The sequence below is a fragment of the Streptomyces sp. NPDC055189 genome (assembly GCF_053606765.1).
Genome location: NZ_JBSGSG010000005.1, coordinates 171,286 through 197,469 on the forward strand (window position 1 = coordinate 171,286; position 26,184 = coordinate 197,469).

Sequence of the window (26,184 nt, forward strand, 5' to 3'; positions counted from 1 at the left end):
TGAGCACCACTTGGCGTGCCGAAAAATCAGTGAAGGGGGAAGCGCTGATGACTCAGCCGCCCAACCAGCCGCCGTCCGGCGGTTTCGGAGCTCCGCAGGATCCGCAGCAGGGAGCGCCGCAGCCACCGGGTCAGCCACCGCAGCCGCCGGCCCAGCCTCCGCAGGCCCCGCCGACGCCGCCGTCCGGGGCCCCGCAGACTCCGCCCGCGCCCCAGCCCGGTTACGGCTACCCGCAGACTCCGCCCGCACCCCAGCCGGGTTACGGCTACCCGCAGTCCGGACCGTACAAGCAGCCCGGCCCGTACGACCAGCCCACGCAGCCCGGTCAGGCCGGACCTTACGGCCAGCCCGCGCAGCCCGGCCAGCCGGGTCCCTACGGCCAGCCCACGCAGCCGGGCCCCTACGCGGCCCAGCCCCAGTACGGCTACCCGCAGCAGCAGTACCCCGGCGGCCCCGGCATGCCCCCCGGCACCCCGCCCGGCGGAGGCAGCAAGAACCCGTTCAAGGGCAAGCCCGGTCTGATCGTGGCGGCCGTGGCCGCCGCGGCGCTCGTCATCGGCGGCGTCGCCTGGGCGGTCGTCGGCGGCGACGACGATCCCAGCAAGAAGAAGCCCGTCGCCGGGAAGAGCGACGACCCGAAGGGCGGCAGCTCCGCCCCGGTCAACCCGGGCGACGGCAGCGGCGACGGCGACAAGGAGCGGGAGGACCTCAACGCGGGCCGCCAGCCCGGCGAGTCGAAGGTGCTCTGGTACAAGGAGGCGCCCAAGGTGCCCGGTTCCGGCGCCGACGCCAAGGGCATGTGGGTCCACGACGACATCGCGGTCAAGGCGGCGTACAAGGAGATCACCGCCTACAAGGTCAAGACGGGCGACGTGGCCTGGCCGACGATCAAGTTCCCGCAGAAGATCTGTGGCACGACTCCGCAGATCTCGGACGACAACGAGATCGTCGTGGCGTACAAGGACGGTCAGAAGGACGACTCCAAGTGCAACCAGATCCAGGTCGTCGACCTCGATGACGGCAGCAAGGGGTGGGTGAAGCCGGTGAAGGAGGAGGGACTGTTCGACATGTCCCTCAGCACCGACCTCTCCATCACCGGCGACACGCTGATGGTCGGCCGCTCCCAGTCCGGCACGGCGCTGCGCCTCAGCGACGGCAAGGAGCTCTTCGTCGCGGACAAGAAGGACCCGGGGACCTGCTTCCCCAGCGGCTTCGCCGGCGGCAAGAAGATGCTCGTGGCCTACTCGTGCGGGGCGAGCTCGCCCACCGAGCACGACGAGCTCCAGCAGCTCGACCCGAAGACCGGCAAGGCCGTGTGGACGAAGAAGTTCCCCAAGGGCTGGCAGATCGGCCGGATCTACTCCGAGAGCCCGACGATCGTCTACCTCAGCAATGAGGACAAGAAGCAGTGGAACATCACCACGCTGAAGCCCAACAGCAGCGCCACCCGCTCCGAGGTCGGCGTCGACGAGAAGTTCAGGCCCGAGTGCGACGGCTCCGCCTTCCTCGGCGGCAGTCTGCAGGGCTGCCTGGGTGCCACGACCGACGACAAGAACCTCTACCTGCCGACCGACGAGACGTCCGGCCCCAACGAGGTCGTGGCGATCAGCCTCGCCACCGGCAAGGAGGCCTGGCGCACGAAGTCACCCGCTGATGAATCGATGCTGCCGATCAAGGTCGACGGCGGTTCGCTCATCGGATACGTCAACCCCTCGTACGACTCCGGCGGGCAGGTCGTCTCGATCCCGCTCTCGGGCTCGCACAAGCCGAAGACGCTCCTGAAGAACCCCTCGGGGACCTCGGAGATCGAGAGCGGCTTCTACTCCAAGGCGATCGACTACGTGGACGGTCGCTTCTACATCTCCACCACGCGGCTCTCGGGCAGCGCAAAGGGCCAGGAGAAGCTGATGCTGGCCTACGGCAAGTGATCTTCTCCGTCGGGCAAGTCGCCCTCTTTGTCGCTTAGTTCATCTCTCGTCCCCAAGGAATCGACGTCATGACCCAGCCGCCCCAGCCGCCCAACGAGCCCCCGCAGGGCGGGTTCGGCGCTCCCCAGGACCCGCCGCCCGGCGGTTTCGGCGCACCGCAGGACCCGCCGCCCGGCTTCGGCAAGGCCCCCGAGCCGAACAACCCGTCGTACGGCTACCCGCAGACCCCGCCGCCCGCTCAGCCGCCGGGTCAGCCGCCGACGATGCCCGCGGGCCAGCCCCCGGCCGGTCCGCCCCCGCAGTCGCCGCCTCCGCCGCCGGGCCAGCCGCAGGGCCAGCCCACCTACGGCTACCCGCAGGCGCCGCAGGCCCCCGGCACCCCGCCCCCCGGCCAGCCCCAGGGCTACGGCTACCCGGGCCAGCCGACCCAGCCGTACGGCCAGCAGGCCCCGTACGGGCAGCAGCCGCCGTACGGCGCCTACCAGCAGCCCGGCACGATGCCGATGGCCCCGCAGGCCGGCGCTCCCGCTTCGGGCGGCTCCAAGCTCAGCGGCCAGATGAAGATCATCATCGGTGCGGTCGTCGCGATCGCCCTGATCGTCGGCGGCGGTGTCTTCTACGCCTCGACCTCGGGCAAGGACGACACCGAGGCGAGCTCCGAGGGCTCGACCGGTGGCGGCAAGGGCGGCGGGGAGAAGAAGGGCGGCGGCGGTGAGCAGGGCCCGAGCGGCCCCGGCACCGAGAAGGTGCCGACCAACACGAGCGCCACCGTCTCCATGCAGCTCCCGCAGCCCGAGGTGCCCAAGGACGACGTCTGGAGCATCAAGGGCTCCTGGCTCACCGATGACGTCTACGCCAAGGCGGGCGTCAACGAGATCGTCGGCTACAACCCCACCGACGGCAAGGAGCTGTGGACGCTGCCGCTGGCGGGCCAGACGTGCGCCGGTTCGCGCGAGGTCACCAAGGACGGCATCGTCGCGGTCGCGTACGAAGAGGCCAAGCGGACCAAGAAGGGCGACCACCAGACCTGCTCGCAGATCTCCGCGATCGACCTGAAGCAGGGCACGAAGCTCTGGACGGAGACCATCGACGAGGGCAGCTCCAAGGCCCGGATCGAAGAGCTCACCATCAGCGGCAACACCGTCGCGGTCGGTTCCAGCGCGGGCGGCGCCGCCTTCGACATCGCCAACAAGGGCAAGCACCTGTGGGAACCCACCCCGGGCGACGAGTGCCAGGACGAGGGCTACGCCGGCGGCGAGCAGCTCGTCGTCGTCCAGAAGTGCGGTGACTACGGCGACGAGAAGCTGAAGATCCAGCTCCTCGACCCCAAGACCGGCGACGACAAGTGGACCTACCCGGTGACGCCGGGCGTCGACAACGCCAAGATCATCTCGACCCGCCCGGTCGTCTACGGCCAGGACACCCAGGAGATCACCGCGAGCGGCGTCACGGACGTCTTCTCGCTGAACGACAAGGGCAGGCTCCGCGCCAAGATCTCGCTGCCCGACGGCAAGTACGACCACGACTGCGAGGTCAACGTCGTCTACGCCTGCAGCTCGCTGGCCGTCGGCAACGACAAGCTCTACGTCCCGACCCGCCAGCACAAGGGCGGCGGTGACGGCTACAGCCAGACGAACGAGATCATTTCCTTCTCGCTGGCCACCGGCAAGACCACGGGCGACCGCGCCGACGCGGGCGAGAACGGCGAGATGTTCCCCATCCGCATGGACGGCGGCAACATCCTGGCGTACAAGGACGCGGGCTACGACAAGGGCGCCCAGGTCATCTCCCTCAACGGCAAGACGATGAAGGAGACCAAGCTCCTGGAGACCCCGGCCGCCGAATCGGTCGGCAGCGCGATCAGCAGCATGGTGCCGAAATCGAACGAACTCCTTTACGGGAACGGCAAGCTGTACCTCGGCAAAGAGCTGATCAGCAAGCCGTACTCGAAGGACGAGAAGGAGTACACGGCCCTGGGATTTGTCGCCCAGTAACCCCTGTGACCTCCGCATACGCGTAGGACGGCCCCGTTCCCGAAAGGGAGCGGGGCCGTCCTGCTCTCCCGTACGACCTTTCGTACGCACGTCCTGACGCGCATATGCGCATGGCCGGGATTTCGGCATTCCAGGCCGCTTCTCACCGGTAGGGGGCGCGCGACGTCGAACAAGCGTGTAGCTTCCGGGGCATGAGTGGGTGCGGGGCCGGGGGGCCCTCGATCCGTGGGGGATCCGTGGGGATATCTGGGGGGTTGCTCGATGGGTGTGCGGCTCATGGTGGTCGACGACCACCGACTGCTCGCCGAGGCACTCGCCTCGGCATTAAAACTGCGCGGGCACCGGGTGCTCGCCGCGGCCGCACCCGCGGCCGGGGCGGCCGAGCTGGTCATCAGCCGGGCTCCCGAGGTCTGCCTGCTCGGCACGGCGACGCCCGCGGAGGCCGGAATGTTCGATCCGGTCGTGAAGATCAAGCGGGAGCGTCCGCAGGTCGCCGTGGTGGTGCTCGGCCCGGTGCCGAGCCCGCGCGGCATCGCCGCGGCCTTCGCCGCGGGGGCCTCCGGCTATGTACGGCATGACGAGCGCATAGAGGGCGTCGAGCGCGCCATCATGAAGGCCAGAGCGGGCGAGGCGGCCGTCGCCCCGCAGCTGCTCCAGGGCGCGTTCAGCGAGCTGCTCAATCCGGCCGCGCAGCCCGACGACGAGGGGCAGCGGCTCCTTCAGATGCTGACGCCGCGCGAGGTCGAGGTCCTGGTCCGCGTCGCGGACGGCGAGGACACCCGGCTCATCGCCGCCGGGATGGGCATAGCGCCCAGCACGGCGCGCACGCACGTGCAGCGCGTCCTGATGAAACTGGGCGTCGGCTCCCGCCTGGAGGCCGCGGCGCTCGCCGCGCGGACGGGTCTGCTCGACCGCGCGGAGCGGCCCGTCGCGGCGTACGCGAACGACGTGGAGACGCCGACGGGGCCCGAGTCACCGGTGCAGTGAACTCGGGCCCCGTCCAGGGGTGTCGCGAGGGGGCTACTCGTCTTCCGGCGCCTCGGTGGGCGGCGGCGTGGGCCGCAGCCACAGCCAGCCGAGGAAGAAGAGGCCGAGCCCCAGCATGGCCAGGCCCGTCCACAGGTTGATGTTGATGTCCTCGGCCTTCTTCATGTCGGCGTCGGACGGGGAGATTCCGGCGATCGTCACGATGATTCCGTAGACGACGAACAGACCGCCGATGATCCGCCGGATGTCGAAGAGGCGAGCCGCCGTGGCGGACTTGCGCTCCAGCTCGGAGACTTCGTTGTGCAGTTCAGACATGTTCTTCCAGACCTCCGATCGGATTCAGAACGAGTAGGGGACGTAGCAGAGCGCGGCGAGCACGACGGCGCCCCAGCCGAGCAGCGCCGGCTTGCGGTACCAGGCGTCGTCGCCCTCGGCGGGCGGCTCCTCCAGGCCCGGTGAGCTCGTTCCGTAGACCAGACCGGCCAGTTCGGCCTCCGGCTTGGGCGCGGTGAAGAGCGTGACCACGACCATCACCACGGCGCCCGCGACGAAGCCGACGATCGCCGAGACGAAGTTGGCGCCCTGGTCGGTCGGGATGTCGATGACGCCCTGCTTGTAGATGTAGAAGTAGTTGATCATCGCGGCGGTCGTGCCCGCGACCAGACCCCAGACACCGGACTTCACCGAGGCCCGCTTCCAGAACATGCCGATGATGAAGACCACGAACATCGGGACGTTGAAGAAGGAGAACAGCGTCTGGAGGTACCCCATGATGTTCGAGAACGACGAGGCGATGAAGGCCGTTCCGACGGAGGCCAGGACGCCGATCGCGGTGATCAGACGGCCGAACTTCAGGTAGTAGCCGTCCTCGCGGTCCTTGACCACGTACTTCGCCCAGATGTCGTACGTGAAGACGGTGTTGAAGGACGACACGTTCGCCGCCATGCCCGCCATGAACGCCGCGAGCAGACCGGTCACCGCGATGCCGAGTACGCCGTTGGGCAGCAACTCCTGCATCAGGTACGGGATCGCGTCGTTGTAGGTGAGGTCCGAGCCCGCCGTGCCGATCTTGGGGACGAGGACGGCCGCGACCAGGCCGGGGATCATCACCAGGAAGACGATGAAGATCTTCGGGAAGGCGGCGATCAGCGGCGTGCGCTGGGCGGCGGAGAGGTTCTTCGCGGACAGGGCGCGCTGCACCTCGGCGAAGTTGGTCGTCCAGTAGCCGAAGGAGAGCACGAAGCCCAGGCCGAGGATGATCGTCAGCCAGTTCGCGCCCAGCGGGTTGGCGTCACCGATGCCGGTGCCGCCCCAGGCGGTCATGAAGTCACCGCCGTGCGACTTCTCCAGGGAGCCGGAGAGCCCGTCCCAGCCGCCGACCTTCTTCAGGCCGATGACGCAGATCGGGATCAGGGCGGCCAGGATCACGAAGAACTGGAGGACTTCGTTGTAGATCGCTGAGGAAAGCCCGCCGATCGTGATGTACGCCAGGACGAAGAAGCCGGCGACGACGATCGCCACCCACTGCGGCCAGCCCAGGAGCGCCTCGACCACGATCGACAGGGCGTAGAGGTTCACGCCCGCGATGAGGATCGCGGCGAACGCGAAGAGCGCCGAGCTGAGCAGGTGCGCCGACTTGTCGAAGCGCTGGAGCAGGTACTCGGGGACCGAGCGGACCTTGGAGCGGTAGTAGAACGGCATCATCACGAGGCCGAGGAAGACCATCGCGGGGATGGCGCCGATCCAGTACCAGTGGACGACCGCGACGCCGTACTGCGCGCCGGTCGCGGCCATGCCCAGGATCTCGGTGGCGCCGAGGTTGGCGGCGACGAACGCGAGACCGGTGACCCAGGCGGGCAGCGAACGGCCCGAGAGGAAGAAGTCGAGGCTTGTCTTGACGGAGCGCCGGGCGGCGAAGCCGATGCCGAGTACGACTGCGAAGTAGATCGCGAGGATCGCGTAGTCGAGGCCGTTGGTGGGCAGCCGAAGCCCCTCGGCCAGGGTCTGTGTGGGGGACTGCATGGGGAACTCGCTTCGTTGCGCGAACTGATCAGACCGGAACCTACGCTTCCCGCTTCAATAACTGAAGACTTCTTTTGGTGTTCTTTGTTTGATTGTGATCGGACTGGCTCCCGTGGCGGGCCGGACATGCTTCGGGACACGTCTCGGGCCCACCATTGACGATGCTGTTGGCTTGTGGTTTGTTATGTTCGGTTATGTTGGGTGTGGGTGTTGGTGAGGAGCCCCGGACGTGAAGAAGACCTCGACCCGTCTCGCAGACGGTCGTGAGCTCATCTACTACGACTCGCGCGACGACGCCGTGCGCGACGCCGTCGACCGAAGGCCGCTGGACCCCATCTCCACCACCTCGGAGATCCGCCGGGACCCGCTCCTGGGCGACGCGGTGGCCATCGCCTCGCACCGCCAGGGCCGCACCTACCACCCGCCGGCCGACGAGTGCCCCCTGTGCCCCTCCGAGGGCGAGAAGCTGAGCGAGGTCCCCGACTCCTCGTACGACGTGGTGGTCTTCGAGAACCGCTTCCCCTCGCTTGCCGGCGACGCCGGACGCTGCGAGGTCGTCTGCTTCACCTCCGACCACGACTCGTCCTTCGCCGACCTCACCGAGGAGCAGGCGGGCCTGGTCCTTGACGCGTGGACGGACAGGACCGCGGAGCTCTCGCACCTGCCCTCCGTCGAGCAGGTGTTCTGCTTCGAGAACCGCGGCGCCGAGATCGGCGTGACCCTGGGCCACCCGCACGGGCAGATCTACGCCTACCCCTTCGTCACCCCGCGTACGTCCCTGATGCTCGGGTCGCTCGCCGCGCACAAGGAGTCCACGGGCCGCAACCTCTTCGACGACGTCGTGGCCGAGGAGTCGGCCGGCGAGCGCGTGGTCCTTCAGACGGAGCACTGGGTGGCGTTCGTCCCCCACGCCGCGCACTGGCCCTACGAGGTGCACCTCTACCCCAAGCGCCGCGTCGCGGACCTGCTCGGGCTCGACGAAGCGGCACGCACAGAGTTCCCCCAGGTCTATCTGGAACTGTTGAGGCGCTTCGACCGGATCTTCGGTGACGGTGGAACCGAGGGCGAGCCGCTCACCCCGTACATCGCGGCGTGGCACCAGGCACCCTTCGGCCCGCTCGACGAGCACGAAGGGGTCAATAGGGACGACTTCGCGCTCCACCTCGAGCTTTTCACCATTCGCCGCACTTCGGGCAAGCTGAAGTTCCTCGCGGGTTCCGAATCCGGCATGAGCGTGTTCATCAACGACGTGCCGCCGGAAGCCGCGGCCCAGCGACTGCGAGAGGTAGCGAGTTCATGAGTCGTAAGTACCTGGTCACCGGCGGGGCGGGCTATGTGGGAAGCGTGGTGGCCCAGCATCTGATCGAGGCCGGGCACGAGGTGACCGTCCTGGACAACCTCTCCACCGGATTCCGCGAGGGCGTCCCGGCCGGCGCGAAGTTCATCGAGGGCGACATCCGCGATGCCGCCAAGTGGCTGGACTCCTCCTACGACGCCGTGTTGCACTTCGCCGCCTTCTCACAGGTCGGCGAGTCCGTCGTGAAGCCCGAGAAGTACTGGGACAACAACGTCGGCGGCACGATGGCGCTGCTCGGCGCGATGCGCGACGCGGACGTGCGCAAGCTCGTCTTCTCCTCCACGGCGGCGACGTACGGCGAGCCGGTCAGCAGCCCCATCACCGAGACGGACCCGACCGCCCCCACGTCTCCCTACGGCGCCTCCAAGCTCGCCGTCGACCACATGATCACCGGAGAGGCCGCCGCCCACGGGCTCGGTGCAGTGTCCCTTCGCTACTTCAACGTGGCGGGCGCCTACGGAGAGCAGGGAGAGCGGCACGACCCCGAGTCGCACCTCATCCCGCTGGTCCTCCAGGTCGCGCAGGGCAAGCGCGAGGCGATCTCCGTCTTCGGCGACGACTACCCGACCCCGGACGGCACCTGCGTCCGCGACTACATCCACGTCGCGGACCTGGCGCAGGCGCACCTCCTCGCCGTCGATGCGGCCACCTCCGGCGAGCACCTGATCTGCAACCTCGGCAACGGCAACGGCTTCTCCGTGCGCGAGGTCATCGAGACCGTCCGCCAGGTCACCGGGCACCCGATCCCCGAGGTCATGGCCCCGCGCCGCGGCGGCGACCCGGCGGTCCTGGTCGCCTCCGCGGCCACTGCGCGGGAGCGGCTCGGCTGGAATCCGACCCGCGCGGACCTCGCGGGCATCGTCGCCGACGCATGGGCGTTCGCCCAGCGCTGAGCAGGGGCTGAAGGGGAAAACTGATGGACGTAGCGGGCCAGTTCGCCGAGCTGTACGGGTACGAGCCGGACGGGGTCTGGTCGGCTCCCGGCCGGGTCAACCTCATCGGCGAGTACACGGACTTCAACGAGGGCTTCGTGATGCCGCTCGCCCTGCCGCACACCGCGGTGGCGGCGGTGGCACGCCGCTCCGACGGAGTCCTGCGGCTGCACTCGGCGGACATCGACGCGCCGGTCGCCGAACTGCGCGTCGACGACCTCACCCCCCTCTCGAAATACGGGCAGGGCGGCTGGGCCGCCTACCCGGCGGGCGTGGTGTGGGCGCTGCGGGGTGCGGGCCACGAGGTGTCCGGCGGCGCGGACATCCACCTCGCGTCGACCGTCCCGACGGGGGCGGGCCTGTCCTCGTCGGCGGCCCTGGAGGTCGTCACAGCACTGGCCCTGAACGACCTGTACGAACTGGGCCTGGACGCCTCCGAGCTCGCGGTCCTGTCCCAGCGCGCCGAGAACGCCTTCGTCGGCGTGCCGTGCGGCGTGATGGACCAGATGGCGTCCGCGTGCGCCACGGAGGGCCACGCCCTGCACCTGGACTGCCGGGACCTGACGACACGGCAGGTCCCCTTCGACCTTGCCGCACAGGGCCTGCAGCTCCTGGTCGTCGACACCCGCGTCAAGCACGAGCTGGGCGACGGGGCATACGCCGAGCGGCGGGCCGGCTGCGAGGAGGGCGCGCGCATCCTCGGCGTCTCCCACCTGCGGGACGTCCCGTACGCGGAACTCCCCTCGGCCCTGGAGAAGCTGACGGACGAGAAGATCCGCCGCTACGTCCGCCACATCGTCTCGGACGACCACCGGGTGGAGCAGGTCATCGGCCTGCTCGACGCGGGCGAGGTGCGCGCGATCGGACCCGTCCTGACCGAGGGCCACGCGTCGCTGCGGGACGATCTGCGCATCTCCTGCGAGGAGTTGGACCTGGTGGTGACCTCCGCGAACGCGGCGGGCGCGATCGGCTCCCGGATGACGGGCGGCGGCTTCGGCGGCTCGGCGATCGTCCTGGTGGAGGAGGTCGACGCGGAGCCGGTGACGAAGTCGGTCCTGGAGGCGTTCACCGCGGCGGGCTACACCGTCCCGCGGGTGTTCCCGGCGGTGCCTTCGGCGGGGGCGCGGCGCCTGGCATAACGGAGTATTCGGTCAACTCCGGTACAGATCATGCAAATTGGGCTCGGTGGCAACCCCGTACGGGAACTGTCACCGGGCCCGCTGCCGCATCAGGCCAGTTTCTTCGTCAGGGTGAACTCCTTGGCGCCCTGGGGGTAGTCCGGGATCACCGACACCACCTCGTATCCCTGGTCGCGGTAGAAGCCGGGTGCCTGGAAGTCCCAGGTTTCCACGCGGGAATTGAGACAATTCCGGTCGTCCCTGGCGATGCGTTCCGCTTCCGCGAGCAGCTGCGCGCCCAGGCCCGCGCCCTGATGGGACTCGCTGACCCAGAGGTGGTCCACGTGCAGCCAGCGCCCCCAGGTGTGCCCGGCGAGACCGCCGACGAAGCCCTCCGTGCGCTCCATCAGCCATACGGCCAGCGGTAATTCACGATCCTGCGGGGTGCCGCGCAGGGCGCGGATCACCGGCGAGGCAGCGGTGTTCGATGCCTGGAGGCGGGAGAGAAGCAGAGCGAACCGCTCCTTGTCGACTCCTGTCTCAATACGAAACATACGGCTCACCATAAACGCGCTGGCCAGTCAGTTCTGTAAATTACCTTCCGCTCCTGCCGTGCGGCCCTACTCTGAGTGGCAGTGCCGGTGGGGGCCGGCACCGCTCAGGGGGCGAGACAGTCGGGTACGACGCCCGGCGATGGGGGTAGTGGTCACAGCCCGGCGGCGGCCGGGCGACTGCGGCGACCCCCGTTCCGGGTGTCGTGCCCGCACGGTACGTCCTCCGACGATGGGGTATCCCCTGCTCTCACGGGAGAGCCTGGGGGAGGGGGTTTCAGTGGTTCGTATCCGAGTCCTGGTCGTCGACGACCATCGCATCTTCGCCGAGTCGCTCGCGGCGGCACTGGCGGCGGAGCCCGACGTCGACGTGTCCGCGGCGGGCAGCGGCCCGGCCGCACTGCGCTGCCTGGAGCGGGCGATAGCCGAGGGGCGCAGATACGACGTGCTGCTCGTCGACGCCGACCTGGGCGCGTCCGCGAGCGCCGTGCAGGGCGTCAGGCCCGCGCCTTCCGTGCAGGAGGGCAACGCCGACGGCCTGGTGGACGGCATCTCCCTGGTGGCCGGAGTCCGTTCGGGCCAGCCGATGGTCCGCACGGTCGTGCTCGCCGAGAAGGACGACCCGCGCAGGGCCGCGCTCGCGCTGCAGGCCGGCGCATCGGGCTGGGTCGCCAAGGACTGCTCGCTGTCCCGGCTCCTGACGGTCATACGGGGTGTGCTGCGGGAGGAGACCCACCTGCCGCCCGCGCTGCTCACCGGCGTCCTGCGGGAGCTGACCGCCGCGCGCAAGCACCGCACGGAATCCGAGCGCCTGGTGGAGTCGCTGACCCCGCGCGAGCGCGAGGTCCTTCGCTGCATGGTGGCGGGCCTGGGCAGGAAGGCCGTGGCCGAGCGTCTCTTCCTCTCCCCGCACACGGTGCGTACGCACATGCAGAACGTGCTGGGGAAGCTGGGCGTCCACTCCACGCTCGCGGCCGTCGCGCTCGCGCGCAGGGCCGGGGTCGGTCCCGTCGACCTAGCCGGGGATGTTGTCGAACGGGGCGGTCAACTGGCGTAGCAGCGCGGCAAGCTCGCCGCGCTGGCCGCGCGAGAGCTCGGCGAGGATCGCCCGCTCCTGCTTGAGCAGTCCGGCGAGGGCCTGGTCGGCGCGGTCCTGGCCCTCCTCGGTCAGCCGCACGAGCACGCCCCGCCGGTCACTGGGATCCGGGAGCCGCTCGACGAGGCCCTTCTTCGCGAGCCGGTCGATGCGGTTGGTCATCGTGCCGGACGTCACCAGGGTCTGGGTGAGGAGCTGTCCGGGCGAGAGCTGATACGGCGATCCCGCGCGCCGCAGCGACGTCAGTACGTCGAACTCCCACGGCTCCAGATTGTGCTCCGAGAACGCGAGCCGACGGGCCCTGTCGAGATGCCGCGCGAGCCTGCTGACACGGCTGAGCACCTCGAGTGGTTCCACGTCGAGGTCAGGGCGCTCCCGGCGCCATGCTGCGACCAGACGGTCGACCTCGTCCTCCATGACGATCAGTGTAGGGGGTCTGTCGACGTGAAGTCTCTTGACGTCAAGATACTTCGGGGTTGAATATGGCGGTACGGCGTCGGTACGCAGTGCATGCGGCGCCTGTACGGAGCCCGTACGGAGTTCTGCGAAGTCGTACGAAGTCCTGCGGCGCTGAGGTTCGCGACCCGAGGAGGCACCGCTCCATGCCCGCAGCCCCCACTCCCACCTGGGACCCCGGCCAGTATCTGCGCCACTCCGGCCACCGGGCCCGCCCCTTCGTCGACCTGCTCGCCCGCGTCCCCGAACTCCCCGCCGCGACGGCCGCAAAGGGGCGCCCGCCGCGCATCGCGGACCTGGGCTGCGGCCCCGGCAACGTCACCCGCCTCCTCGCCGAGCGCTGGCCCGCGGCGCACATCACCGGCTTCGACAACTCCGCGCAGATGCTGGAGCAGGCCGAGCGCCTGGCGGGCCCCACCTCCGGGGGCGGCCGCCTGGACTTCGCCGCGGCGGACGCCGCGGAGTGGGCCCCGCCCGAGGGGACGTACGACCTGATCCTGTCCAACGCGACGCTCCAGTGGGTACCGGGCCACGCGGACTCCTTCCCCGCCTGGGTGGCGGCGCTGGCCCCCGGCGGGACGTTCGCCTTCCAGGTCCCCGGCAACTTCGACGCCCCGAGCCACGTCCTGATGCGCGAGCTGAGCGAGTCCGAGCGGTGGCGGGGCCGGCTCGGCGGGCGGCTGCGGCATGCGGACGCGGTGCTCTCGCCTGCGGCCTACCTGGAGCGGCTGGTCGCTGCGGGGTACGAGGTCGAGGTGGACGCGTGGGAGACGACGTACCTGCACCTCCTGGAGGGGGAGGACCCCGTCCTGGACTGGGTGAAGGGGACAGGGCTGCGGCCGGTACTCACCGCGCTTGCGGACGACGCGGAGGCGAGGGAGGAGTTCCTCTCCGAGTACCGGGAGCTGCTGCGCAAGGCATACCCCGCGACCGCCGCCGGCACGGTCTTTCCCTTCCGGCGGGTGTTCGCCGTGGCACGCAGGGCGGACTGAGCCCGGTGCTGACCGGCATCGACCACGTCCAGTTGGCCGCCCCGCCGGGGAGTGAGCCGGAGCTGCGGTCCTTCTACTGGGGGGTGCTCGGGATGACGGAGATCCCCAAGCCGGGGGAGTTGGCCTCGCGGGGCGGGTGCTGGTTCCTGGCGGGGGCGGGGGCGGGGGCCGTGCAGCTGCACCTGGGTATCGAGGCGGACTTCCGCCCCGCGCGGAAGGCGCATCCGGGGCTGCGGGTGCGGGGCATCTCCGCGTACGCGGAGCGTCTTTCCTCCCGCGGTGTCGCCGTGACCTGGGACTACGCCCTGCCGGGTCACCGGCGCTTCTACGCGGAGGACCCTGTCGGGAACCGGCTGGAGTTCCTTGAGCCGCAGTTGCCACCCTCGGCCCCGGACTGAACCGCCGCTTCGCGGCGGATGTCTCCCACCCACCCGCCCGTTACTCGGGGTAATCGGGTGGGTGGGCGGGAAAAAATCGCCGCGAAGCGGCGGCATTGAAGCGCGCGGACACCGCAGGACGCGAGCCCAAAACTCTGCCCCGCAGAGGGCAGGCACCCGCACGGAACCAGCCCAGAGCCCTGCCCGCAGAGCAGCAGCAAACCGCAGGCCAGCCCAGAGCTCTGCCCGCAGAGCAGCAGCCCGCAGGGCAGCACCCCGCAAAGGCACGCACCCCGCAAAGGCACGCCCCCCGCACACAGGTGTCCGCCCTGGGGCGTCAGCTCTTGCGGTGCCCTATCAGCCGCGGCTTAGGCTCAAGCCCGTCCAGGCCGTGCCACGCCAGGTTGACCAGGTGCGCCGCCACCTCCGCCTTCTTCGGCTTGCGGACATCCAGCCACCACTGGCCCGTGAGCGCGACCATGCCGACCAGCGCCTGCGCGTACAACGGGGCCAGTTTCTGGTCGAAGCCGCGGGTCTTGAACTCCTGGCCCAGGATGTCCTCCACCTGCGTCGCGATGTCCGAGATGAGAGAAGCGAACGTGCCCGTCGACTGCGCCACCGGCGAATCGCGGACCAGGATGCGGAAGCCGTCCGTGTACGTCTCGATGTAGTCGAGGAGAGCGAACGCCGCCTGTTCGAGGAGTTCGCGCGGATGGCCCGCCGTGAGCGCCCCCGTCACACCGTCGAGCAGCGCCCGCATCTCGCGGTCCACCACCACCGCGTACAGCCCTTCCTTGCCGCCGAAGTGCTCGTACACGACGGGCTTGGAGACGCCGGCCTTCGCCGCGATCTCCTCCACCGACGTGCCCTCGAAGCCCTTGGCGGCGAAGAGCGTGCGGCCGATGTCCAGCAACTGCTCCCGGCGCTCGGCACCCGTCATCCTGGTCCGGCGCGCACGCCGGGGCTGCTTCTCTTTGCTGCTGGAAGGGCTGGAATTACTGGAGTCGGTCGCCACGTCGTCAATCATGCCGGGCCGACGGTCTTCGGCTTCCGGCGGGAGTCGATACGGGACTCCGAGGGCCAGCGCACATCCGTCGCCCAGCCCAGCTGCTCGCACCAGCGGATGATCCGCGCCGACGAGTCGACCTGACCCCGCAGCACACCGTGCCGTGCCGACGTCGGATCGGCGTGGTGGAGGTTGTGCCAGGACTCGCCGCAGGACAGGACCGCGAGCCACCACACGTTGCCCGAACGGTCACGCGACTTGAAGGGGCGCTTGCCCACCGCGTGGCAGATCGAGTTGATCGACCACGTGACGTGGTGCAGCAGCGCGACCCGGACGAGCGAGCCCCAGAAGAACGCCGTGAAAGCGCCCCACCACGACATCGTCACCAGACCGCCCACCAGCGGCGGAATCGCCAGCGAGACGATCGTCCAGAGCAGGAACTGGCGGGAGACCATACGGATCGCCGGGTCCTTGATCAGATCCGGCGCGTACTTCTCCTGCGACGTCTGCTCCTCGTCGAACATCCAGCCGATGTGCGCCCACCACAGGCCCTTCATCAGTGCCGGAACCGTCTCGCCGAAGCGCCACGGCGAGTGCGGGTCGCCCTCGGCGTCCGAGAACTTGTGATGCTTGCGGTGATCCGCCACCCAGCGGACAAGGGGGCCCTCCACCGCCATCGACCCCGCCACGGCAAGCGCGATCCGCAGCGGACGCTTCGCCTTGAAGGAACCGTGCGTGAAGTAGCGGTGGAAGCCGATCGTGATGCCGTGGCACCCCAGGTAGTACATGAACACCAGCAGACCGAGGTCCAGCCAGCTCACCCCCCAGCCCCAGGCCAGCGGCACCGCCGCGAGCAGAGCGACGAACGGGACGGCGATGAAGGCGAGCAGCGCGAACTGTTCGATCGACCGTTTCTGCTCACCCCCCAGCGTCGCGGACGGCTCGGAAGACGAGGCGGCGGGGTCGGTGGTCGTCGGTCGCGAAGCGTCTTCGATCACATCGGTGTCGGAATACGCATCGGAAGATGTCGGCATGGGCACGTCCCCTGTGGGGTCGAGGGTTGAGGGTCACGGCGCGAGTGCGGCGGGCACATGATCACGGGGCCCGCGTTATTTACGGTCCCGTAACCTACGGCGTCGTAAGTATGGCAGCGCGGAACCCGGCGGCAAGAGGCTGCGAGTCCGTGCCGCGATGTGACACCTATCCTTGGGAACGGTCGGACAGCGCGGTCCGCTCTCTATTTCCCCCGGAACGCGGATTTATATCCGGCCGGGGACCCCCTCCCAGACCTGACGTGCTTCAACACTGCAAGGAGCCGCACCTGTGAGCAGTGCCGACGACCAGACCACCACAGCCAGCACCGAGCTGCGCGCCGACATCCGCCGCCTCGGCGATCTGCTGGGCGAGACCCTCGTACGTCAGGAGGGCTCCGAGCTCCTCGAACTGGTCGAGAAGGTCCGCCGCCTGACGCGCGAGGACGGCGAGGCCGCAGCCCGCCTGCTCGGTGGCACCGAACTGGAGACCGCGGCCAAGCTGGTCCGCGCCTTCTCCACGTACTTCCACCTGGCCAACGTGACCGAGCAGGTCCACCGCGGACGCGAGCTGCGCGCCCGCCGCGCCGCCGAGGGCGGGCTCCTGACCCGTACCGCCGACCGCCTCAAGGACGCGGACCCCGAGCACCTGCGCCAGACCGTGGAGCACCTGAACGTGCGCCCCGTCTTCACCGCGCACCCCACCGAGGCCGCCCGCCGCTCCGTCCTGAACAAGCTGCGCCGCATCGCCGAGCTCCTGGAAACCCCGGTCATCGAGTCCGACCGGCGCCGCCACGACACCCGCCTGGCCGAGAGCATCGACCTGGTGTGGCAGACGGACGAGCTGCGCGTCGTGCGCCCGGAGCCCGCCGACGAGGCACGCAACGCCATCTACTACCTGGACGAGCTGCACGCCGGCGCCGTCGGGGACGTACTGGAAGACCTCACCGCCGAACTGGAGCGCGTCGGCGTCCAGCTCCCCGAGGGCACCCGGCCGCTCACCTTCGGCACCTGGATCGGCGGCGACCGCGACGGCAACCCGAACGTGACGCCCGCCGTCACCTGGGACGTCCTGATCCTCCAGCACGAGCACGGCATCAACGACGCCCTCGCCCTCGTCGACGAGCTGCGCGGCTTCCTCTCCAACTCCATCCGCTACACCGGAGCCACCGAGGAGCTCAAGTCCTCCCTCCAGCTCGACCTGGAGCGGCTGCCCGAGATCAGCCCCCGCTACAAGCGGCTGAACTCCGAGGAGCCCTACCGCCTCAAGGCCACCTGCATCCGGCAGAAGCTGGAGAACACCAAGGAGCGCCTGGCCCGCGGCACCGCCCACGAGGACGGCCGCGACTACCTCGGCACCGGTGAGCTCCTGCACGACCTCACCCTCGTCCAGACCTCGCTGCGCGCGCACAAGGGCGCCCTGTTCGCCGACGGCCGGATGAACCGCACGATCCGTACGCTCGCCGCGTTCGGCCTGCAGCTGGCCACCATGGACGTACGGGAACACGCCGACGCCCATCACCACGCGCTCGGCCAGCTCTTCGACCGCCTGGGCGAGGAGTCCTGGCGGTACGTGGACATGCCGCGCGAGTACCGCCAGAAGCTGCTCGCCAAGGAACTGCGTTCGCGCAGGCCGCTCGGCCCGTCCCCGGCCCCCCTTGACGCCGCCGGGGAGAAGACCCTCGGCGTCTTCCTCACCATCAAGAAGGCCCTGCAGGTCTTCGGACCCGAGGTCATCGAGTCGTACATCATCTCGATGTGCCAGGGCGCCGACGACGTCTTCGCCGCGGCCGTCCTCGCCCGCGAGGCCGGACTCATCGACCTGCACGCCGGCTGGGCGAAGATCGGCATCGTGCCGCTCCTGGAGACGACGGACGAGCTGCGCGCCGCCGACGTCATCCTCGACGAGATGCTCGCCGACCCCTCCTACCGCAGGCTGGTCGCGCTGCGTGGCGACGTCCAGGAGGTCATGCTCGGCTACTCGGACTCCTCCAAGTTCGGCGGCATCACCACCTCCCAGTGGGAGATCCACCGGGCGCAGCGCAGGCTGCGTGACGTCGCGCACCGTTACGGGGTGCGCCTGCGCCTCTTCCACGGCCGCGGCGGCACCGTCGGGCGTGGCGGCGGCCCCTCGCACGACGCGATCCTCGCGCAGCCGTGGGGCACGCTGGAGGGCGAGATCAAGGTGACCGAGCAGGGCGAGGTCATCTCCGACAAGTACCTCGTGCCGTCGCTGGCCAGGGAGAACCTGGAGCTCACGGTCGCGGCGACGCTGCAGGCCTCCGCCCTGCACACCGCTCCCCGCCAGTCCGACGAGGCACTGTCCCGCTGGGACGCGGCCATGGACGTGGTGAGCGAGGCGGCCCACACCGCCTACCGCAAGCTCGTCGAGGACCCGGACCTGCCCTCGTACTTCCTCGCGTCGACGCCGGTGGACCAGCTCGCCGAGCTCCACCTGGGCTCGCGGCCCTCGCGCCGCCCCGGCTCGGGCGTCTCGCTGGACGGCCTGCGCGCCATCCCGTGGGTCTTCGGCTGGACCCAGTCCCGGCAGATCGTGCCCGGCTGGTTCGGCGTCGGCTCCGGCCTCAAGGCGCTGCGCGAAGCCGGTCTGGACACCGTGCTCGGCGAGATGCAGGAGCACTGGCACTTCTTCCGCAACTTCCTCTCGAACGTCGAGATGACGCTCGCGAAGACGGACCTGCGGATCGCCCGCCACTACGTGGACACGCTCGTCCCCGACGAGCTGAAGCACGTCTTCGACGTCATCGAGGCGGAGCACGCGCTGACGGTCCAGGAAGTCCTGCGGATCACGGGTGGTACGGAGCTGCTCGGCAGCAACCCGGAGCTCCAGCAGACCTTCGGCATCCGCGACGCGTACCTGGACCCGATCTCCTACCTCCAGGTCGCACTGCTCAAGCGCCAGCGTGACGCCGCGGCGGCGGGCGAGGAGGCGGACCCGCTCCTGGGCCGCGCACTCCTCCTCACCGTGAACGGTGTGGCGGCGGGCCTGCGCAACACCGGCTGATCCTTCCGGGTGGGTGCTCCGGAACCCGGAGCACCCACCCGCAGGTCAGCACACGCAGGTCAGCACCCGCAGGTCAGAAGGCGAGCGTCACAAAGGACGCCGTCAGCAGGGCGCCGCCCGTCAAGGCCAGGACCCACGCGGTGCGGGGCAGGCGCAGGCCGCCCGCCACCACCACCGCGGACAGGAGCAGCGCGCCGCCCAGCGGCAGCCACGCGTGGAGGAAACCGGGGCCGCCCGTGCGGACCACCTCGGAGGTGCCGGGCTTCACCGCCACCGGAATCCGTATCCCCTTCTTCTCCCCGATCGAGCGGTCGATCACGACCTCCGCCCGCGGCTCGAAGCCGTCGGTGGAAGGGACGTACGGACCGACGCACGTGTCGGACGAGCACCGCGCCACCCGCATCGTGCCCCGCTCACGATCGTCGGAGAGCATCACGTGCTGCGCCGTGCCCCAGGACGCCCAGACGCCCGCGACGAGCAGGAGCGCCGCGACCGCGCCCATAGCCGTCCGGCGGAGGAGCAGCAGCGCGTTCATGGCGGCGATCCTTGGCCATGGGGATGCGCTCAGTCAACAGTCCCGGGCGAGTGCTGACGAGTTGTTCTTACAAGTCGTGATTACGAGTTGTACGAACTCTGCGCCCGCTCCAACCCCTCGATCACCAGCGCCTCAGCGGAATCCGCGGCCCGGTCCACGAAGTAGCCCAGTTCCTTGCGCTCCGCCGACGAGAAGTCCTTCAGGACGAAGTCCGCGACCTGCATCCGCCCCGGCGGACGCCCGATCCCGAACCGCACCCGGTGATAGTCCGGGCCCATCGCCTTCGTCATCGACTTCAGACCGTTGTGGCCGTTGTCGCCGCCGCCCAGCTTCAGCCGCAGCGTGCCGTAGTCGATGTCCAGCTCGTCATGGACGGCCACGATGTTCGCCGTCGGCACCTTGTAGAAGTCGCGCAGCGCCGTCACCGGGCCACCCGACACGTTCATGTACGACATCGGCTTCGCCAGGACGACCCGGCGGCTCGACGGACCCGCGGGACCGATCCGGCCCTCGAGCACCTGCGCCTGCGCACGCCCGCTCCGCTTGAACGAGCCGCCGATCCGCTCCGCGAGGAGATCGGCCACCATGAAGCCCACGTTGTGCCGGTTCATGGCGTACCCGGGGCCCGGATTACCGAGACCCACGATCAGCCAGGGCGCGCTGGGGTCCGTCGTCATCTGCATGTCTCCTTCATAGCCCAACCGCCGCCCCGCGCAGGAGCGCGGAGCGGCGGTCGGCAGAGTCGAGCCCGGCAAGGGCTCGGACGGAAGCGGTCGGGGCTCAGGCCTCGGCGCCCTCGCCCTCACCCTCGGTGTCCTCGGCGGCCTCCTCGGCCTGCGCGGCCAGGACCTGCAGGACGACGGTGTCCTCGTCGACGGCAAGGGTCGTGCCCGAGGGCAGCGTGATGTCCTTGGCGAGGACGGTCGCACCGGCCTCGAGACCGGCGATGGAGACGGTGACCGACTCCGGGATGTGCGTGGCCTCGGCCTCGACGGGCAGCGCGTTCAGCACGTGCTCGAGCAGGTTGCCGCCCGGGGCGAGCTCGCCCTCGGTGTGGACGTAGATGTCGACGTTGACCTTCTCGCCCTTGCGGACGAGGAGCAGGTCGACGTGCTCCAGGATGCCGATGCGGACGGCGTCACGCTGGACGGCCTTGGGGATGACGAGCTGGCTCTTGCCGTCGATGTCCAGGTTGATCAGGACGTTCGGGGTCTTGAGCGCCATCAGGGTGCCGTGGTGCGGCAGCGTGATGTGGATCGGGTCCGAGCCGTGGCCGTAGACGACGGCGGGAAGCTTGTCGGCGCGACGCAGACGGCGGGCGGCGCCCTTGCCGAACTCGCTGCGGACCTCGGCGGTGATCTTCACCTCGGACATGTGCACTCCTCGTATGAGCGGTGACGGAACAGAGTCGGTCACCCGGCCACGACTTACTGGCCTGCTACGAAGAGCGCGTCGATAACGGACCGCCGTACTGCAATGAGTACGGCCTCCCTCGCCGAGCAACTCCGTGAGTCTACCCGGCGGGGAGGCCGCCCCAGAAATCGATCTTCAGTAAGCCCGCGGGGACTAGGCCTGCTCCTCGAAGAGGCTCGTCACCGAACCGTCCTCGAAGACCTCACGCACCGCGTTGGCGATGGTCGGCGCGATCGAGAGCACCGTGATCTTGTCGAGCTCCAGGTCACCCGGGTCGGGCAGCGTGTCCGTGAACACGAACTCGCTCACCTTGGAGTTCTTCAGACGGTCCGCGGCCGGACCGGAGAGCACGCCGTGCGTCGCCGTCACGATGACGTCCTCCGCACCGTGCGCGAACAGCGCGTCGGCGGCGGCGCAGATCGTGCCACCGGTGTCGATCATGTCGTCGACCAGGACGCAGACGCGGCCCTTCACCTCACCCACGACCTCGTGGACGGTGACCTGGTTGGCGACGTCCTTGTCACGGCGCTTGTGCACGATGGCCAGCGGGGCGCCCAGACGGTCGCACCAGCGGTCGGCGACGCGCACGCGGCCCGCGTCGGGGGAGACCACGGTCAGCTTCGAGCGGTCGACCTTCGCGCCCACGTAGTCCGCGAGGATCGGCAGGGCGAAGAGGTGATCGACCGGGCCGTCGAAGAAGCCCTGGATCTGGTCCGTGTGCAGGTCGACCGTGAGGATGCGGTCAGCGCCCGCGGTCTTCATCAGGTCCGCCACCAGACGGGCCGAGATGGGCTCACGGCCGCGGTGCTTCTTGTCCTGGCGCGCGTAGCCGTAGAACGGCACGATCACGGTGATGGAGCGGGCCGACGCGCGCTTCAGCGCGTCGATCATGATCAACTGCTCCATGATCCACTTGTTGATCGGAGCCGTGTGGCTCTGGATCAAGAAGCAGTCCGCCCCACGAGCCGACTCCTGATACCGCACATAGATCTCGCCGTTGGCGAAATCGAAAGCCTTCGTCGGCACGATGCCGACACCCAGCTTGTGTGCGACCTCCTCGGCCAACTCGGGGTGGGCGCGGCCGGAGAAGAGCATCAACTTCTTCTCGCCGGTCGTCTTGATCCCGGTCACAGCACTAGTCTCCTCAGACGAGTTCTTCCCGCTGCCGTCCCCGCACGCTCCGGAAAATCACAGTCCGAAGCGCTGAGCCGGCCGAAATGGTGTGCATCTATCACGGTACGCCGTGTACGACGCACCTGTTTCCGGTCAGCTTCCGCTTGCCGGATTCCCGGGCTCTCCGGACGACGCCTCCGCCGCCCTGGCAGCCGCGCTGCCCGGACGCTTGCGCGCCACCCAACCCTCGATATTCCTTTGCTGGCCACGGGCCACGGCCAGCGAACCGGCCGGAACATCCTTCGTGATGACCGACCCCGCCGCCGTATAAGCGCCGTCCCCGACCGTGACAGGAGCCACAAACATGTTGTCCGAGCCCGTCTTGCAGTGCGACCCCACCGTCGTGTGGTGCTTGGCCTCACCGTCGTAATTCACAAAGACGCTCGCGGCACCGATGTTGGTGTAATCACCGATCGTCGCGTCACCCACGTACGAAAGGTGCGGCACCTTCGTGCCCTCGCCGATCGTCGCGTTCTTCATCTCCACGTACGTACCCGCCTTGGCCTTCAGACCGAGCCGCGTACCCGGCCGCAGATACGCGAACGGACCGACGCTCGCCTGCTCCCCGACCTCCGAGTCGTACGCGACCGTGTTGTCCACCCGGGCACCCGCACCGACCCTGACGTTCGTCAGCCGGGTGTTGGGCCCGACCTCGGCGCCCTCGCCGAGATGCGAGACACCGTGCAGCTGCGTACCGGGGTGCACCAGCGCGTCCTGCTCGTACGTCACCGTCGCGTCGATCCACGTCGACGCCGGGTCCACGACCGTGACACCCGCCAGCATGGCCTCGGTCAGCAGGCGGTCGTTCAAGGTGCGGCGGGCCTCGGCCAGTTGCACGCGGTTGTTGATCCCCGCGATCTCCTCGTGATCCCCGGTGACGGCCGCACCCACGCGATGCCCCGCTTCACGCAGGATCCCCAGAACATCAGTCAGATACTCCTCACCCTGACTGTTGTCCGTACGCACCTTGCCGAGCGCCTTCGCGAGCAGCTGCCCGTCGAACGCGAAGACACCGGAGTTGATCTCACGGATCGCGCGCTGCGCCTCGGTGGCGTCCTTGTGCTCGACGATGCCGGTCACCGCGCCGGACTCGCCGTCCCGCACGATGCGGCCGTACCCGGTCGCGTCCGGGACCTCGGCGGTGAGCACCGTCACGGCGTTGCCGTCGCCGGTGTGCGTCGCGGCCAGCTTCCGCAGGGTCGCGCCGGTCAGCAGCGGGGTGTCACCGCAGACGACGATGACGGTCCCGTCCACGGCGCCGCCGAGCTCGTCCAGGGCGATACGGACGGCGTGACCGGTGCCCTTCTGCTCGCTCTGGTACGCGGTGCGCACGTCCGGGGCGATGGTGCCGAGGTGCGCGACGACCTTCTCGCGAGCGAACCCGACGACGGTGACGAGCCGCTCGGGACTCAGCGCGTACGCAGCTTCGAGCACGTGCCCGATGAGGGAACGCCCGCAGATCTCATGCAGGACCTTGGGGGTGGCCGACTTCATGCGGGTGCCCTCACCCGCTGCAAGGACGACGACGGCTGCCGGGCTGTTGGCGCTCACGGGGGTGCCCTTCGGCTTCGGATGTGCGGGGAGTGGACATCCGCAGGATACCGGGGCGTTGTGGGGCGGAAATGAGGGCGGGTCCTGACCGTGGCGGTCAGGACCCGACAAAAAGTGCAGCTCCCCCATCAGGATTTGAACCTGAACAGACGGTACCAAAAACCGCAGTGCTGCCTGATTACACCATGGGGGAATAAACCCGGCGAAACGGACAATCAGTCAGCTCGCCGTGCTGGCACCCAACACTATGCCGTACCAAGCCCCTTCCATGCGACGGTAGAGATCGGCGCCCTTGGTGACGTAGACCGTGAGGCAGCCTCGGTAGGCGTCGCTGGTGTTCTTCCGGTTGGTCCGGGGGTTGTGTCTCTTGAGGGTGACCCGCTGAAGGATCTCGGTGTCGACTCCTACCAGCTCGGCCCAGAATTTCTCGGCTTTGGCCACGTCTGCGGACTCGTGAATGCTGACCCGGAACCGCATCCGCTCGCGTTCCACGCCGAGCAGTTCGAGCCAGCGCAGGTAGAGGCTGATGACGTTCGGGTCGCTGTTGATGAACTGCAGTCGTTCGGTGTGCTGTTTGTTGTAGGCCTTGTCCTTACCGCCTTCTGCCCAGTACAGAACGACTCCCGCGAGAAACAACTCGCGGTCCGACAGCGTGCCGACGTCCCGCCTCGCGCCCTCCTTGATGCGCTGCCGCTCGTCCTCCCGCACCGCGAGCTCGTGATCCCACCGCTTCCGCGCAGCCAGCTTCGCCTGCTCCGAGGGGTCACGCCGCTCAGGTCGGGGCAGATCCCGTACCCACAGCGAGATCGAACTCTTCGAGCATCCCAGCTCGACCTGGATCTGGTCGTAGGTCATGCCCTGAGTCCGCAGCTCCCGCGCCCGCTCCCGCAGGTCGTCCTTCGCGTTCGGGCGCTTCGTCCACTCCGGGGGCGGCTCGCCCTCCAGGAGGCGGTTCAGGATGTCGTTGTTGTCGACGTGCAGCCGGTCGCGGATCTGGCGGCGGCTCAGTCCCTCGCGTCGCAGCGCGATCGCCTGTTCCCGCAGGCCCTCGAAGTCGGCGTACTTGCCGGTGATTTCCGTCATGTGCCGAGCCTTGTCCGGAATGCGGACGTCCGGTGGTGAACCGGGAGCGGTTCAACAGTTCGAGGGATTCCGGGCGGTTTCGCTTCCCTTCGAACAGCGCGTGCGTTCGATCACTGAGCCGGAAACTCGCCGGAAAAGGAGGGCTTGTCGCCCGTAGGCTGGGAGGTATGACCACGACGGGGGAGAGCCACAGCGCGGCCGTGACAGGGCCGTGGTGGTGGGAGCGGCGGCGCAGTGCCGTGCTGGACGTGGGGCTCGCGTTGGCCTCGGCGGCGGAGTGCGGGGCAGAGGGGATCACGTTCTCGGGGGACACGGGGATTCCCACGGGGGTGGGGGTCGCGTTCGGGGTGCTCGCGGGGTTCTCGCTGGTGTTGCGGCGGCGGTGGCCCATCGCTGTGGTGCTTATTTCGATCGCGATCACGCCTGCTCAGATGGGGATCTTCCTGACTGTCGTCGGGCTGTACACGCTCGCCGCCTCCGAGCTGCCCCGGCGGATCATCGGGTCGCTCGCCGGGATGTCCCTGCTCGGGACGCTCATCGTCACGCTGGTGCGGACCCGGCAGGACATGGAGAGCGGTGATCTCGGGTTCGCGGAGGGGTTCATACCGTTCATCGCGATCACGACCTCCATCGGGTTGACCGCGCCGCCGATCCTGCTCGGGCTGTACGTGGGGGCCCGGCGGCGGCTCATGGAGAGTCTGCGGGAGCGGGCCGACAGCCTGGAGCGTGAGTTGCAGCTGCTCGCCGAGCGGGCCGAGGAGCGGGCCGAGTGGGCGCGTAATGAGGAGCGGACCCGGATCGCGCGGGAGATGCATGACGTCGTCGCGCACCGGGTGAGTCTGATGGTCGTGCATGCCGCTGCTTTGCAGGCCGTGGCGAGGAAAGATCCCGAGAAGGCCGTGAAGAACGCCGCTCTTGTCGGGGACATGGGGCGGCAGGCGCTGACCGAGTTGCGCGAGATGCTCGGTGTGCTGCGGACCGGGGAGCCGACCCCGGCGGCGGGTGGCCGGCACGGGTCGGTCTCTGATGTGGTGCCGTTGGCCGCCGTGGGGTTCGCCGCCGCGGCGGCCGCCTCGCGTGCGGTGGACGAGGACGGGCCGTGCCTGGCGGAGCTCGACGAGCTGGTGGGGCAGTCGCGTGCGGCGGGGATGGCGGTGGCGCTGTCCGTGGAGGGCGAGTCGCGTGCGTATGCGGGGGACGTGGAGCAGACCGCGTACCGCGTGGTCCAGGAGGCGTTGACGAACGTGCACAAGCACGCGGCGGGCGCCAAGACGTATGTCCGTCTGGCGCATCGCGGCGGGGAGATCGCGATGCAGGTGGAGAACGAGCCGCCGCCGGAGGCGGGGCCGGGGGATGCCCGGTTGCCCAGTGGGGGCAATGGTCTGGTGGGCATGAAGGAACGTGTCGTCGCGCTGGGCGGGGTGTTCGTGTCGGGGCCGACGGACGCGGGTGGTTTCCGGGTGTCCGCGGTGTTGCCCGTGGCTGTGGTGGCCGTCGTCGCCGAGGAGGAGCCCGAGGTGGAGCCCGAGCGCGGGCTGAGCGAGGCCTGAGGGGTCT

23 protein-coding genes and 1 tRNA gene are annotated in these 26,184 nt (G+C 69.2%); 11 read left to right on the forward strand and 13 right to left on the reverse strand.

The window, feature by feature from the left end; translation table 11 throughout:
- Positions 1 to 47 precede the first annotated feature (47 nt).
- The 3 genes from ACWFR3_RS05975 to ACWFR3_RS05985 all read left to right on the forward strand — a co-directional run bounded on the left by ACWFR3_RS05975 (position 48) and on the right by ACWFR3_RS05985 (position 4,909).
- Positions 48 to 1,928 carry an outer membrane protein assembly factor BamB family protein gene (locus tag ACWFR3_RS05975; protein ID WP_453733328.1) on the forward strand — a complete coding sequence of 627 codons (1,881 nt, stop codon included), beginning with the start codon at positions 48 to 50 and terminating at the stop codon, positions 1,926 to 1,928.
- Positions 1,929 to 1,996: 68 nt separating this feature from the next.
- Positions 1,997 to 3,922 carry an outer membrane protein assembly factor BamB family protein gene (locus tag ACWFR3_RS05980; protein WP_453733329.1) on the forward strand — a complete coding sequence of 642 codons (1,926 nt, stop codon included), beginning with the start codon at positions 1,997 to 1,999 and terminating at the stop codon, positions 3,920 to 3,922.
- 261 nt (positions 3,923 to 4,183) lie between these two features.
- Positions 4,184 to 4,909, forward strand: coding sequence for a helix-turn-helix transcriptional regulator (locus ACWFR3_RS05985; RefSeq protein WP_453733330.1), 726 nt, complete (start codon positions 4,184 to 4,186; stop codon positions 4,907 to 4,909).
- 33 nt (positions 4,910 to 4,942) lie between these two features.
- Here ACWFR3_RS05985 and ACWFR3_RS05990 read toward each other — a convergent pair whose 3' ends face one another.
- Together ACWFR3_RS05990 and ACWFR3_RS05995 are read right to left on the reverse strand one after the other, a co-directional pair.
- A complete protein-coding gene (locus ACWFR3_RS05990; protein WP_453733331.1) occupies positions 4,943 to 5,224 on the reverse strand; it encodes a hypothetical protein in 282 nt (93 codons plus the stop codon).
- 24 nt (positions 5,225 to 5,248) lie between these two features.
- A complete protein-coding gene (locus tag ACWFR3_RS05995; protein WP_453733332.1) occupies positions 5,249 to 6,931 on the reverse strand; it encodes a sodium:solute symporter family protein in 1,683 nt (560 codons plus the stop codon).
- A 229-nt stretch (positions 6,932 to 7,160) separates the two neighbouring features.
- Between ACWFR3_RS05995 and galT the strand changes: the two genes are divergently transcribed.
- From galT to galK, 3 genes are read left to right on the forward strand one after another with little or no spacing between them, the layout of a single operon-like run.
- On the forward strand, positions 7,161 to 8,231 hold the full coding sequence (galT, locus tag ACWFR3_RS06000) for a galactose-1-phosphate uridylyltransferase (protein ID WP_453733333.1): 1,071 nt from the start codon (positions 7,161 to 7,163) through the stop codon (positions 8,229 to 8,231).
- Positions 8,228 to 9,181 carry a UDP-glucose 4-epimerase GalE gene (galE, locus tag ACWFR3_RS06005; protein ID WP_453733334.1) on the forward strand — a complete coding sequence of 318 codons (954 nt, stop codon included), beginning with the start codon at positions 8,228 to 8,230 and terminating at the stop codon, positions 9,179 to 9,181. The genes galT and galE overlap by 4 nt, the downstream gene beginning before the upstream one ends.
- A 23-nt stretch (positions 9,182 to 9,204) precedes the next feature.
- A complete protein-coding gene (gene galK / locus ACWFR3_RS06010; RefSeq protein ID WP_453733335.1) occupies positions 9,205 to 10,359 on the forward strand; it encodes a galactokinase in 1,155 nt (384 codons plus the stop codon).
- Positions 10,360 to 10,448: 89 nt separating this feature from the next.
- Here galK and ACWFR3_RS06015 read toward each other — a convergent pair whose 3' ends face one another.
- Positions 10,449 to 10,904, reverse strand: coding sequence for a GNAT family N-acetyltransferase (locus ACWFR3_RS06015; RefSeq protein ID WP_453733336.1), 456 nt, complete (start codon positions 10,902 to 10,904; stop codon positions 10,449 to 10,451).
- Between the two features lie 265 nt (positions 10,905 to 11,169).
- On the opposite strand from ACWFR3_RS06015, the gene ACWFR3_RS06020 reads away from it, so the two are divergent.
- On the forward strand, positions 11,170 to 11,946 hold the full coding sequence (locus ACWFR3_RS06020; protein ID WP_160505515.1) for a LuxR C-terminal-related transcriptional regulator: 777 nt from the start codon (positions 11,170 to 11,172) through the stop codon (positions 11,944 to 11,946).
- On the opposite strand, the gene tamR is transcribed toward ACWFR3_RS06020, so the two are convergent.
- Positions 11,905 to 12,402: a MarR family transcriptional regulator TamR gene (tamR, locus tag ACWFR3_RS06025; RefSeq protein WP_383314935.1), complete on the reverse strand. Its 498-nt coding sequence runs from the start codon at positions 12,400 to 12,402 to the stop codon at positions 11,905 to 11,907. The two genes, ACWFR3_RS06020 and tamR, sit on opposite strands and share 42 nt — an antisense overlap.
- A gap of 185 nt (positions 12,403 to 12,587) precedes the next feature.
- Between tamR and ACWFR3_RS06030 the strand changes: the two genes are divergently transcribed.
- Positions 12,588 to 13,433 carry a trans-aconitate 2-methyltransferase gene (locus ACWFR3_RS06030; RefSeq protein WP_453733337.1) on the forward strand — a complete coding sequence of 282 codons (846 nt, stop codon included), beginning with the start codon at positions 12,588 to 12,590 and terminating at the stop codon, positions 13,431 to 13,433.
- Positions 13,434 to 13,438: 5 nt separating this feature from the next.
- Positions 13,439 to 13,831 carry a glyoxalase gene (locus ACWFR3_RS06035; RefSeq protein WP_453733338.1) on the forward strand — a complete coding sequence of 131 codons (393 nt, stop codon included), beginning with the start codon at positions 13,439 to 13,441 and terminating at the stop codon, positions 13,829 to 13,831.
- 316 nt (positions 13,832 to 14,147) lie between these two features.
- Here the strand turns inward: ACWFR3_RS06035 and ACWFR3_RS06040 are convergent, their stop codons facing one another.
- Both ACWFR3_RS06040 and ACWFR3_RS06045 read right to left on the reverse strand, forming a co-directional pair.
- Complete coding sequence (locus ACWFR3_RS06040) at positions 14,148 to 14,837, reverse strand: TetR/AcrR family transcriptional regulator (protein ID WP_453733339.1); 690 nt, start codon at positions 14,835 to 14,837, stop codon at positions 14,148 to 14,150.
- Complete coding sequence (locus ACWFR3_RS06045) at positions 14,834 to 15,850, reverse strand: acyl-CoA desaturase (protein WP_453733340.1); 1,017 nt, start codon at positions 15,848 to 15,850, stop codon at positions 14,834 to 14,836. The genes ACWFR3_RS06040 and ACWFR3_RS06045 overlap by 4 nt, the downstream gene beginning before the upstream one ends.
- 289 nt (positions 15,851 to 16,139) lie before the next feature.
- On the opposite strand from ACWFR3_RS06045, the gene ppc reads away from it, so the two are divergent.
- Positions 16,140 to 18,872: a phosphoenolpyruvate carboxylase gene (ppc, locus tag ACWFR3_RS06050; protein ID WP_453733341.1), complete on the forward strand. Its 2,733-nt coding sequence runs from the start codon at positions 16,140 to 16,142 to the stop codon at positions 18,870 to 18,872.
- Positions 18,873 to 18,945: 73 nt separating this feature from the next.
- Here the strand turns inward: ppc and ACWFR3_RS06055 are convergent, their stop codons facing one another.
- The 7 genes from ACWFR3_RS06055 to ACWFR3_RS06085 all read right to left on the reverse strand — a co-directional run bounded on the left by ACWFR3_RS06055 (position 18,946) and on the right by ACWFR3_RS06085 (position 24,627).
- Positions 18,946 to 19,407 (reverse strand): hypothetical protein, encoded by a 462-nt coding sequence (locus ACWFR3_RS06055; protein WP_453733342.1) that lies wholly within the window; start codon positions 19,405 to 19,407, stop codon positions 18,946 to 18,948.
- Between the two features lie 80 nt (positions 19,408 to 19,487).
- Positions 19,488 to 20,090: an aminoacyl-tRNA hydrolase gene (gene pth / locus ACWFR3_RS06060; RefSeq protein ID WP_453733343.1), complete on the reverse strand. Its 603-nt coding sequence runs from the start codon at positions 20,088 to 20,090 to the stop codon at positions 19,488 to 19,490.
- 97 nt (positions 20,091 to 20,187) lie between these two features.
- The gene (locus ACWFR3_RS06065) at positions 20,188 to 20,781 is read right to left on the reverse strand and encodes a 50S ribosomal protein L25/general stress protein Ctc (RefSeq protein WP_453733344.1); all 594 of its coding nucleotides are present in this window, start codon (positions 20,779 to 20,781) and stop codon (positions 20,188 to 20,190) included.
- A 192-nt stretch (positions 20,782 to 20,973) separates the two neighbouring features.
- Complete coding sequence (locus tag ACWFR3_RS06070) at positions 20,974 to 21,951, reverse strand: ribose-phosphate diphosphokinase (RefSeq protein WP_453733345.1); 978 nt, start codon at positions 21,949 to 21,951, stop codon at positions 20,974 to 20,976.
- Positions 21,952 to 22,086: 135 nt separating this feature from the next.
- Positions 22,087 to 23,544 carry a bifunctional UDP-N-acetylglucosamine diphosphorylase/glucosamine-1-phosphate N-acetyltransferase GlmU gene (gene glmU, locus ACWFR3_RS06075; RefSeq protein ID WP_453733346.1) on the reverse strand — a complete coding sequence of 486 codons (1,458 nt, stop codon included), beginning with the start codon at positions 23,542 to 23,544 and terminating at the stop codon, positions 22,087 to 22,089.
- 120 nt (positions 23,545 to 23,664) lie between these two features.
- Positions 23,665 to 23,737: transfer RNA gene (locus ACWFR3_RS06080), tRNA-Gln, on the reverse strand.
- A gap of 26 nt (positions 23,738 to 23,763) precedes the next feature.
- Entirely contained in the window at positions 23,764 to 24,627 is an 864-nt protein-coding gene (locus tag ACWFR3_RS06085; protein ID WP_453733347.1) for a hypothetical protein, read from the reverse strand.
- A 167-nt stretch (positions 24,628 to 24,794) separates the two neighbouring features.
- Between ACWFR3_RS06085 and ACWFR3_RS06090 the strand changes: the two genes are divergently transcribed.
- A complete protein-coding gene (locus tag ACWFR3_RS06090) occupies positions 24,795 to 26,177 on the forward strand; it encodes a sensor histidine kinase (RefSeq protein ID WP_453733348.1) in 1,383 nt (460 codons plus the stop codon).
- Positions 26,178 to 26,184: the final 7 nt, after the last annotated feature.

Coding starts and splice junctions, on each gene's coding strand:
- ACWFR3_RS05975 (WP_453733328.1), top strand. CDS start 48: ATGACTCAGCCGCCCAACCAGCCGCCGTCCGGCGGTTTCGGAGCTCCG.
- ACWFR3_RS05980 (WP_453733329.1), top strand. CDS start 1,997: ATGACCCAGCCGCCCCAGCCGCCCAACGAGCCCCCGCAGGGCGGGTTC.
- ACWFR3_RS05985 (WP_453733330.1), top strand. CDS start 4,184: ATGGGTGTGCGGCTCATGGTGGTCGACGACCACCGACTGCTCGCCGAG.
- ACWFR3_RS05990 (WP_453733331.1), bottom strand. CDS start 5,224: ATGTCTGAACTGCACAACGAAGTCTCCGAGCTGGAGCGCAAGTCCGCC.
- ACWFR3_RS05995 (WP_453733332.1), bottom strand. CDS start 6,931: ATGCAGTCCCCCACACAGACCCTGGCCGAGGGGCTTCGGCTGCCCACC.
- galE (WP_453733334.1), top strand. CDS start 8,228: ATGAGTCGTAAGTACCTGGTCACCGGCGGGGCGGGCTATGTGGGAAGC.
- galK (WP_453733335.1), top strand. CDS start 9,205: ATGGACGTAGCGGGCCAGTTCGCCGAGCTGTACGGGTACGAGCCGGAC.
- ACWFR3_RS06015 (WP_453733336.1), bottom strand. CDS start 10,904: ATGGTGAGCCGTATGTTTCGTATTGAGACAGGAGTCGACAAGGAGCGG.
- tamR (WP_383314935.1), bottom strand. CDS start 12,402: ATGGAGGACGAGGTCGACCGTCTGGTCGCAGCATGGCGCCGGGAGCGC.
- ACWFR3_RS06030 (WP_453733337.1), top strand. CDS start 12,588: ATGCCCGCAGCCCCCACTCCCACCTGGGACCCCGGCCAGTATCTGCGC.
- ACWFR3_RS06040 (WP_453733339.1), bottom strand. CDS start 14,837: ATGATTGACGACGTGGCGACCGACTCCAGTAATTCCAGCCCTTCCAGC.
- ACWFR3_RS06045 (WP_453733340.1), bottom strand. CDS start 15,850: ATGCCGACATCTTCCGATGCGTATTCCGACACCGATGTGATCGAAGAC.
- ACWFR3_RS06055 (WP_453733342.1), bottom strand. CDS start 19,407: ATGAACGCGCTGCTGCTCCTCCGCCGGACGGCTATGGGCGCGGTCGCG.
- pth (WP_453733343.1), bottom strand. CDS start 20,090: ATGCAGATGACGACGGACCCCAGCGCGCCCTGGCTGATCGTGGGTCTC.
- ACWFR3_RS06065 (WP_453733344.1), bottom strand. CDS start 20,781: ATGTCCGAGGTGAAGATCACCGCCGAGGTCCGCAGCGAGTTCGGCAAG.
- ACWFR3_RS06085 (WP_453733347.1), bottom strand. CDS start 24,627: ATGACGGAAATCACCGGCAAGTACGCCGACTTCGAGGGCCTGCGGGAA.
- ACWFR3_RS06090 (WP_453733348.1), top strand. CDS start 24,795: ATGACCACGACGGGGGAGAGCCACAGCGCGGCCGTGACAGGGCCGTGG.